Below are 7,901 nucleotides of genomic sequence, written 5' to 3' on the forward strand. Positions count from 1 at the left end.
TTGTCCTGTTCGGTGTGATTGCGCAGCGCACGGGACTCGGACAGCTCTTCATCGACAACGCCAGCATCCTTGCGGGGCGCTATACCGGCGGGCCAGCGAAAGTGTCAGTGGTATCATCCGCTTTCTTTGGCACGATCTCCGGCTCATCCGTGGCCAACACCGTGTCCACGGGTGCGTTGACAATCCCGAACATGAAACGTCTCGGCTATCCCGGCCATTTCGCGGGCGGGGTCGAAGCTGCGGCGTCAGCCGGGGGCCAGATCACACCACCCATCATGGGCGCTGCGGCCTTTATCATGACCGAGTTCTTAGAGCTGCCCTACACCACCATCGTCATCGCCGCGATCTTCCCGGCCTTGCTGCACTATGTCGGCGTGATCAACACGACCGGTATCGGTTTCCGCATCGGGTTCGTGGTCACGCAAGTGGCTGGCAAACTGGCGACAGACCTTTACGCGCTGCTATGCTTTGGCGAGTATCACCTGTCGGTCGCGGATACCGGCCTGACCATCAACAATTCCATCATGGACGTCGACGCGCATGTGATCGCAAGTTCGATGAACGGTGGGTTGCGCGTGGCGGGCATCGCCGAGTTCGCCAATGCCGACGCCCTACCATACCCGCGCCGTCGCCGATCTGGTGTCTGGCGTGCGCCAGAATGCGGATGTATCGTCCTATGCAATCGGTCGGTTCAACTAAGCGTTAAAGGTCGATCTCCATCACGCCATCCTTTTCAGCCGCTCGCGATTGGCACAAGATCACCGCCCCTTCACGCTGCGCCTTGGACAGCACGAAATCGCGATGCTCGACCTCACCTCCGACCAGCCCGCATTTGCAAACTCCGCAGATACCGTCTGCACATTTCACATCAATCGCCACGCCATTTTCAAGCAGAACATCCGTAGCAGACTTATCCGCAGGTACGACAAATTCCTTGCCGGATTTGGCGAGTTTCAATGTGAAATCATGGTTCTCATACTCGGGTTGTTCCGGGACCGAGAAGTATTCCAGATGCCGCGCATCTTCCGGGAACCCAAGCGCTTCGGCGGCGTCCATAACGGACGTCATGTAGCGATCCGCCCCGCAGGTATAAACGTGCCAACCGGGCTGATATCCGGCCAATAGCTTATCAAAATCAGCGCGGCTGCCTTCCTCGGTCACATGCAAAGTCACGCGGTTAACCCACGGGAAGCCCGCGATATCATCCAGCAAGCCCATCGTCTCGCGCGAGCGGCCGGAATAATGCAGTTCAAACTCAGCGCGAGCGTGGTGCAGATCATGGGCCATGGCGATCATAGGTGTGATCCCAATACCGCCGCCCATCAGGATGGATTTCGTCGCGCTCATATCCAGTGGGAAGTGGTTGATCGGGGGCGAGACAAAAATGCGCCGCCCTTCGGTAAAGATACGGTGGAGCAGTTTCGACCCACCGCGCCCTGCTTCTTCGCGCAGCACTGCAATCTGGTATTTCGACCGATCCGCCGGGTCACCGAACATGGAATACTGGCGCAGGAATTCAGGTGCGACGACGATGTCGAGATGCGCACCAGAGGTCCATTCCGGCAAATCACCGCCATCGACGGGGGTGAATTCATACTTCATCACAGCGTCCGCAGTTGCCTCGGCCTTGGCGATTTCGACTTGAATGACGGGGCTATCGCCGTCGGCATCGTAAAGATGCAGAACGCTTTCATCGCCTTGGGCCAACCGCGCCTTGTACTCATCGGCTGTTACCATGGATTTATACGCATCAATCCCCGCCTCGCGGTCCATCGGAAACGGATAGGGATAGGGGTGCGGCGCGAGCGGGGCGGGGTAGACGGCCAGCGTTTGATCCTCGTATTGCAGGTCTAAGTCCTTTTGCAACGCGCGTTCGTTTGGCGGCTGCTTGGTCGGGCGATAGCCGCCATCTTCCTCGATCTCTAAATCCCACCACCACTTTTTGACCGGGTTCAGCGTGCCGTTTTCGACCGCATCATCCAGTTTCGCCAAAGCAGGGGCCAGCTGAGGGGCATTCATCGCAGCCCAACGGAATGGCTTTTCCTTGAAGATCCCTTCAAGGTTCCATGGGCAGGTCTTCATACAGCGTCCACACATGGCCCCACCCGGCGTCGTAATCCGGTAGGTCGCGCATTTCTGGCTATCCGATTTCCAGATTTCATATCCGTTGAACATCAGTTTCGGACCAGCGGTAATCGCACCCGAGGGGCATTCGCGCGCGCATTTTTTGCAGCTTTCGCAGAATTTCTGGAGGCCAAAGTCGATCGGTTTGTCATGCGCCATCGGCAGGTCGGTCGTGACCGTGCCGGATTTGAGGCGTGGGCCAAGGTAAGGATTCAGGATAACTTCACCGATTCGAGACACTTCACCGAGGCCGGAAAGCAGCAGCAAAGGTGGCTGCAACACTTCGCCGTCCATGACCGTGTGCGCTTTGGCTTTGTAGCCAAGATTGCGGATTTGTTTTGCGATCACGCCGCCCAACAATGAAAACCGCAGATAGGCGCGCATGGATTGGGCGACGGCGATCCAGTCATCACCGGAAGAGCCCTCCATCGTTTCGTAGCCTTGGTCGATGACCATGTTGATGGCTTGATCGTGGGGCGGGTCGATCACCTCTCCGCGCGCATCGTGGCTGTACCAGGCCCATTCCGGGCAGCGCGAAATGCCCATGGCATCGACGCCCAGCCAATAGCTGGTCGCTTTGACCAGGTTAGCAGCCTCTTGTGGGTCAAGCTGCGCCTTTTCGGGCGCGGATTCCCCGTCCTGTAGCAAGACAAACGCCCCCAGCGCGCGGCGCTGCGCCATGGACGGTGCCGCCTTGCGCACATAATGTCCACCTTTGGCCCCATCCTGAATTTTCTTGCCCATGTCCCCGAACTGCGCGCGCGCAAACATGTCGGCGCGTTTGGGCACGCGGGCGACGCGGGGTTCGTCGATGTAGGTTGTGGGCTCATCCACGCGCTTAAGCTTTTCAAACGGGTGCGCCCCGTCCACAAAGCGGCGCTTGGCATAAGGCAGGGCATTGCCGGCGTTCTTGCGGGACGTGGTGCCAAGTTTCCAGCCGGTGCCAAAGGCCGATTTCGGCTGCGCCTCCATCGGGGCAAGCGGCAGGTCGGGGGCGATATCGAACGACGTGGTGACAGCGGCAAGGCCAAAGCGCGTGCCGATGTAGGGGTGCGTCAGAACGCCATTTTCAACTGTGGCAAGGCCACTGGCGACCGCCAACTTGCCCAGATCAACGTCCGAACTGGAGACCGTATGCCCGCGTGAATCGTAGCCCAGCAAGCGCAGGTAATTCGCCAACACCACCGCCGTTTCAGCCGCCAGCATTCCAGCGCGGTGGTCTTGAGCATCTTGGATCCAACCGCCGCCAACTTCATCCGCGCCGGGCGTGCGTGGGTTTTCATAAAGGAAGACAAGCGCGTGGGTTTGACCGTTGATGCTGGTGGGCGCAGCCTCCATGGATTCCTTGAGATCAGCCATGATCATGTCGATGCCAGCCGCAAGCGTTTTGGTCTGGCGCGTCGTCAGGTCTTTGGCGAGGCGCGCTACGTCGGGATTGGTGAAGGGCTCTGGCAGCAAAGCCTCCGCTGGCAGTCTGCAGACCCCGACCAAAGCAGCGTCAGCAAAGTAGCCAAAGGCTTTCAAATGATCCGCCCGCTGTTGTGGATCGGTTGGCGTTTCGGCCACAGCCCCATTGATCAACCCATCCCGGATCGCATCCAGCATCGCCTGATGTTCGCGCATGGCATTAACGACAGAACGCGAGTCGTCGGGCCGTGTGAACTGCAACTGCTGCATTGTAGGCACGGCGGACAGGTTCGGTGCCCCTCCCAACCGCGCAAGACGTTCGGTCGGGTAAGGCCCCATATGCGCCGGGCGGCCTTTGTCAGAGAAAAAACGTATCGTCATGGCACGAACCCCTAGTTAAACATTGTGTTGGGAAGAAGCAGGGTCACGTCCGGGATCACCAGAATAACGATGATTGACGCCAGCATCGCGAACCAAAACGGCCAGATACCCCGGAAAATCGTCGCCATTGGCACGTCGCGGGCAATGCCTTTGACGATAAAGACGTTGACGCCGACAGGCGGGGAAATCAACCCCATCTCAAGCGCGATGACAGCGAGAACGCCGAACAGGATCAGATCAACGCCAAGCGGTTCGAGGATGGGTTGCACGACTGGGATTGTCAGGACCAGCATGGCGAAACCGTCAAGGAACATGCCAAGGATGATGAATATGATCAGGAAAGCGATCATGACTTGCATGCCTGTGAAACCCTGCGCCTCGACCCACGAGGACAGCACGAAAGTGACAGACGTGAAACCAACAAAGGTTTTGAAGACAAACGCGCCGAAAAGGATCAGATAGACAGAGCCGGTGGCGCGTAACGTTGAACCAAACACGTTCTTCGTGTTTTTAAGCGTCAGCTTGCGACGCATGGCCGTCACAATCAGCGTCAGCGCAGCACCGATGCCCGCAGCCTCGACCGCCGAGAAGACGCCGCTGTATATTCCGCCGACCGTCAGGAAAATGATCCCGATCATGATGCTGGCGCGGCCTAGGGACGCCCATTTTTCGGCGCGTGTTACGTCGGATGACACCGTAGGGGCCTTGGATGGGTCAAGCTTCACCACGATCCAGATCGCGATGATGAAGAACAGTGTCATCATCAGCCCCGGAATGACGCCGGCCATGAACAGACGACCGATGCTCTCCTCGGTCAGGATGGCGTAGACAACGAAGCCTGCGGAAGGTGGGATCAGGATGCCCAGCGTGCCACCAGCAGCGATGGACCCGGTCGCCAGCCCGTCGTGATAGCCATAGCGCTTCATTTCCGGCAAAGATACGCGGCCCATGGTCATGGCCGACGCCAGCGATGACCCGGAAAGCGCCGAGAACCCAGCGCAGCCAACGACAGCGGCAGAGGCAAGGCCGCCCCGGAAATGGCCCAGCCAGTTGTGGGCGGCGGTGTAAAGGTCCCGGGACAGCCCCGCGACCCCGGCCAGATTGCCCATCAACACAAACAGGGGGATGATGGTAAGCGGGTAGTTCGCGGCCTCACTAAAAATTTCGCGTGCCAAGGTCGGCATGGCCGCAGGCGGGCGGATCATCCATATGCCTGCGGTGCCGACAATCAGCATCGCGATGCCAACGGGGACGCGGATGTAAAGGAGGAGCAGAAGGATAATAAAGCCGAGCGCGGCGAGTGTTGTAAGGTCCATTATTCAATCGCCTCGTTTGGGTCTTCGCCGTTCCAATGGGACAGGCCGATGACCAATAGCGCGACCAGATACAGCGCAAAAAAGCCAAGGGCGAAAGCCAGCACATAGTAAAACGGTGTGTGCAAGATATTGAGATTGCTTGTGATGTTTCCGCATGCCAGTCCGCACCCGCCCTTCTTAATCAGGGCAGAGGCAGCAAGGGTCAAGATCACAGCCCCACCACCACGCGCCACGATGTCGGTGATCCGACGGGCGCGGCGGCCAAAGTGTTTGGGCATAATATTCACGGTGATATGGCTGTTTTGGGTGGCGCCGTAAGCCACCGCACAGGCCGCGACGACAGCGGCGGTCATAGAGGACAGGTCTTGCACCCCAAAGATCGGATCGCGCAGCACATAGCGCCAAAAGACGCTAACGGCTGTCAACCCGACTAGGAACAAAATCCCCACCGACCCTGCTGCGAAGAAAAGCAGGGCCATCCGGTCCAGCTCACGTTGCACCGGATGACGGATCGTGTCGTCGCGGTCCATAATCAGGAGCCTTGCATCAGTGACAGGATGTCACCGACGGTTTTGTCACCCGCTGGGGCAGATAGAACGTCCGACATGACGCCATCGACCAACGTTTGCATCTTAGCACGCTCTTCGTCGCCGATGTCGATGATCTCAAGCCCGCTGGAGGCCGCCAGTTCCATGCCCATCGTCGAAATTTTGGCATAAGTCGCACCCGCTCCTGCGGACAGGTCAGAGGCAGCGACACGATCGACGGCGGCTTTCTCTTCATCGCTTAGCGCATTGTAGCTGGACATGGCCATGGCAACAACGAAAGACGCCGCACCACCTGGGATATCAGTCGTGATATAATTGCCAGCTTCATTCATTTTGAACGATCCGATGCCAGCGGGGTCAACCATGACGCCGTCTACAACACCGTTGGCCAGCGCTTGGTTAATCTCGCTCACCGGCATGGCAACGGGGGAAGCGCCAAGGGCCTCAATGAAAGGAATGTTCGTGGGATCAGCAACGCGGATGGTCATGCCTTGCAGATCAGCGACCGAACGAACGGGCTTATCACGGGTGATCAGAACCGGCGGCGAATTGGCCCAAAGTCCGATGATTTTGGCGTTATATTCAGTTTCAAGCTCAGCACGGGCACGGGTGACAGCGGCGGTGCATTCAATTGCATCTTCGCAGATACCTGGCAAACCGATGACTGCGGTTTTGGGAAACAGCGTGTTGGTGAAGCTGGGCAACATAAAGGCCATGTCCGCCACGCCATCCAGCAGAAGGGTGTATTGCTTGGGTGGGCTTTGGTTCAGGGCACCACCGGGGAACTGTTTGACTGTCAGGGCACCTCCACTTTCGGTTTCCAGCATTTCGCCCATGGGTGTGAAGTAGCCGGAATTCATCGGGTGTTTTGGGCCCATAAAATAGGCCAAGGCCAGCTCGTCCGCGCTTGCGCTGGTCATCATGGACAAACCTAGCAAGGCACCAATCGCTACATTTTTCATCTGTTATCTCCCTTATTATGCTTGCCTTAATAAATAGTTTCTTTTTATAACTATTAAGTCAAGAAATATTTGCTGTGCTGGCTTTGCGATACTAGAACGGACTTCTCAGACAGGTGACAAGGCAAGCGGATGAGCACGGAGGAAAAGAAGAAAGAGGCTGCTATGCCAAAGGATTACCAGCTACACGACCGTCTTGGGTTCCGGCTTAGTCGTCTGTCGCGAATGATGCAGGCGCGGCTTGAAACTAGCCTTGCAGAGCATGATCTCACACGTCTTAAGTGGTGTGTTCTGTCGGGTGTGGGAATCGAAGGAAGGACCGCACCGTCCGAACTTGCGGCACATATTGGAATCACCCGGCCTGCGATTTCCAAGCTGATCAAGACGATGATCGCTGAAGGTTTGATCGAAAGGAACCTTGTCGAAGCTGATGGCCGCTCGCGTCAAATTTCAGTCACGCAGCTAGGCAAAGACAAACTGAACAGCTGCTGGCATATGGTCGAATCTAATCAAGAACACTTCCTTGAGAAACTTACCGCGTATGAGCGGACAATGCTCAATGAACTGCTCAACACATTGATCAAAGACGAATTCGACATTTTCGACGACATCTAGGTGTTTGATCCCATGGTTTGATGGTGCGATCTGTTTTTGGAATGGAAGGAAGCATTGTGGGACAAGTGCGTCACGGGCGTGCCACGCACTGTTACCCGGCAGGCGATTTGCATCGCAAATCTGCCGGGAGGGCACGCACGCGGTCAGAGCGGCAATACAGCGATCGCAAGCTTTGATCGCGGCGCTGAGCACGGAACCCGGGATCACCCCGAAGACGGTTGCCAAGTGGCGAAAGCGCGAGACCGTTGAGGATCGCAAAACAGGCCCGAAAGAGCCGCGCTCAACCACTCTCAGCCAAGCCGAGGAGGCCATGATCGTCGCATTTCGGCGGCATAGGCTGCTGCCGTTGGATGATTGCCTCTATGCGCTCCGGCCCTCGATCCCGCATCTGACGCGGTCAGCGCTGCGTCGGTGTCTTCAGCGGCATAGAATCTCGCGCTTGCCGGATGTCGAGGGCGACAAGCCTAAGCGGCAGCAGCTCAAGCGCTACCCGATCGGATTTTTCATATCGATATTGCCGAGGTGCAGACTGCGGAGGGTAAGCTGTATCT

The 7,901-nt window shown here is 57.5% G+C and carries 5 protein-coding genes and 2 pseudogenes; 3 read left to right on the forward strand and 4 right to left on the reverse strand.

The window, feature by feature from the left end:
* Window positions 1-905 (forward strand): TRAP transporter large permease subunit (locus KMP13_RS20935; protein ID WP_353055707.1); only part of this gene is annotated, 905 nt, incomplete at its 5' end.
* On the opposite strand, the pseudogene KMP13_RS12205 reads toward KMP13_RS20935, so the two are convergent.
* The 4 genes and pseudogenes from KMP13_RS12205 to KMP13_RS12220 form a co-directional block, all read right to left on the reverse strand.
* Window positions 799-3,912, reverse strand: a pseudogene (locus tag KMP13_RS12205) (reductive dehalogenase); the annotation flags it as partial. The gene KMP13_RS20935 and the pseudogene KMP13_RS12205 sit on opposite strands and share 107 nt — an antisense overlap.
* A gap of 11 nt (window positions 3,913-3,923) precedes the next feature.
* Entirely contained in the window at window positions 3,924-5,228 is a 1,305-nt protein-coding gene (locus KMP13_RS12210) for a TRAP transporter large permease (RefSeq protein ID WP_215266133.1), read from the reverse strand.
* Window positions 5,228-5,758, reverse strand: a complete 531-nt coding sequence (locus KMP13_RS12215; protein ID WP_215266134.1) for a TRAP transporter small permease — start codon at window positions 5,756-5,758, stop codon at window positions 5,228-5,230. Before KMP13_RS12215 ends, KMP13_RS12210 begins: the two co-directional genes overlap by 1 nt.
* A 2-nt stretch (window positions 5,759-5,760) precedes the next feature.
* Window positions 5,761-6,738: a TRAP transporter substrate-binding protein gene (locus KMP13_RS12220; RefSeq protein ID WP_215266135.1), complete on the reverse strand. Its 978-nt coding sequence runs from the start codon at window positions 6,736-6,738 to the stop codon at window positions 5,761-5,763.
* A 129-nt stretch (window positions 6,739-6,867) separates the two neighbouring features.
* On the opposite strand from KMP13_RS12220, the gene KMP13_RS12225 reads away from it, so the two are divergent.
* Window positions 6,868-7,350 carry a MarR family winged helix-turn-helix transcriptional regulator gene (locus tag KMP13_RS12225; RefSeq protein ID WP_215266136.1) on the forward strand — a complete coding sequence of 161 codons (483 nt, stop codon included), beginning with the start codon at window positions 6,868-6,870 and terminating at the stop codon, window positions 7,348-7,350.
* A 118-nt stretch (window positions 7,351-7,468) separates the two neighbouring features.
* A pseudogene (locus KMP13_RS20510) lies at window positions 7,469-7,901 on the forward strand (IS481 family transposase); the annotation flags it as partial.

Origin of the sequence: Epibacterium ulvae (assembly GCF_018678075.1) — a bacterium.
GTDB lineage: Bacteria > Pseudomonadota > Alphaproteobacteria > Rhodobacterales > Rhodobacteraceae > Epibacterium > Epibacterium ulvae_A.

Excerpts from the sequence above, each read along its gene's own strand:
- KMP13_RS12210 (WP_215266133.1), bottom strand. The coding sequence starts at position 5,228 with ATGGACCTTACAACACTCGCCGCGCTCGGCTTTATTATCCTTCTGCTC.
- KMP13_RS12215 (WP_215266134.1), bottom strand. The coding sequence starts at position 5,758 with ATGGACCGCGACGACACGATCCGTCATCCGGTGCAACGTGAGCTGGAC.
- KMP13_RS12220 (WP_215266135.1), bottom strand. The coding sequence starts at position 6,738 with ATGAAAAATGTAGCGATTGGTGCCTTGCTAGGTTTGTCCATGATGACC.
- KMP13_RS12225 (WP_215266136.1), top strand. The coding sequence starts at position 6,868 with ATGAGCACGGAGGAAAAGAAGAAAGAGGCTGCTATGCCAAAGGATTAC.